We start from the raw sequence: 1009 nt of genomic DNA on the forward strand, positions 1-1009 counted from the left end.
TATGAATTATCCAGTCCCTCTTCTGATACTGCTTCGGAAGCTTCGCAAACGGCAGCGCAAGAATCGGAAACTTCCGCTCCTGGTCAAAACCAGGCAGAAAACTCTAACGGTGATAAAAATGCTGATGGTGTATCTGATGGTTGGAATAGCGGTGAAGCTGGTCTCAATGATGTTGTTGAGAGCATTTATATAGGGAAGATATTGCCTTTCGAGGGGATCACAAAAGCCTTTGTGACTGCGGTGAATGTGCGCATTCGCAATAATCAGATAGACAGGTTCATTAACCTGGAAATCCTGACCACTGATGGTATATACAGTRTTAATGAAAAGTACCTACAAAACTACAATATCACCTATCGGGTGATTGATAGTTGCTTGTTGGAATTGACCAGGAATGACTATAAGAAGATGGTGACATGTAAGCCGTTAGAGCAACGCGTTGAACGGCCAGAGCCAACTGCGGCGAATGTCAGTTTGTTCTAGCCCCGCAGGGARAAGAGAGTGCGGAGCGCGAACGAGGCACCAAGCCACCCACGGAACGTAAACATATCGATGGTTTWTACTGGCGCGGTCAGTCGTCATCGTCACTTGAGGGAGTCACATCCCCTTGCCTACCAGAACCGCTTTTAGAGCCTTACCGTCCGGTGAGGCTTTTTTATGTCGGTAGTGTTAGAGCATGCAAAGGACTGAAAGATGCTTTTCGGTGAACGGACAACGAGTAATGAAGCCGAAGACTGAGGCTGAAGAACGAGGCGGAGGTTCAACCCCCGTTCTGTATCACGGGGGTAAATTCGACCAACCTAATTGGGTTTGGGTGCTTATTGAATAAAACGTGGATGCTTTTGGGCCTTCTAGAACACCCTATTACCACACATCATTCTACTTATCTGATTTATTCACTAAAATATTGAACTATGTCTAATAAATGCTTGTTAAATAGGAGACTTACACTTCTAACTCATTCATTAAACAGCATATTTTGTTACCATTATCATATACACACATATAC

At 44.3% G+C, this 1009-nt stretch carries 1 pseudogene; it reads left to right on the forward strand.

The features are described from left to right. Window positions 1-483: pseudogene (locus L4C33_RS22450) on the forward strand (zonular occludens toxin domain-containing protein); the annotation flags it as partial. Window positions 484-1009: the final 526 nt, after the last annotated feature.

Origin of the sequence: Vibrio makurazakiensis (assembly GCF_050337375.1) — a bacterium.
In the GTDB taxonomy this organism is placed as follows: Bacteria; Pseudomonadota; Gammaproteobacteria; order Enterobacterales; family Vibrionaceae; genus Vibrio; species Vibrio makurazakiensis.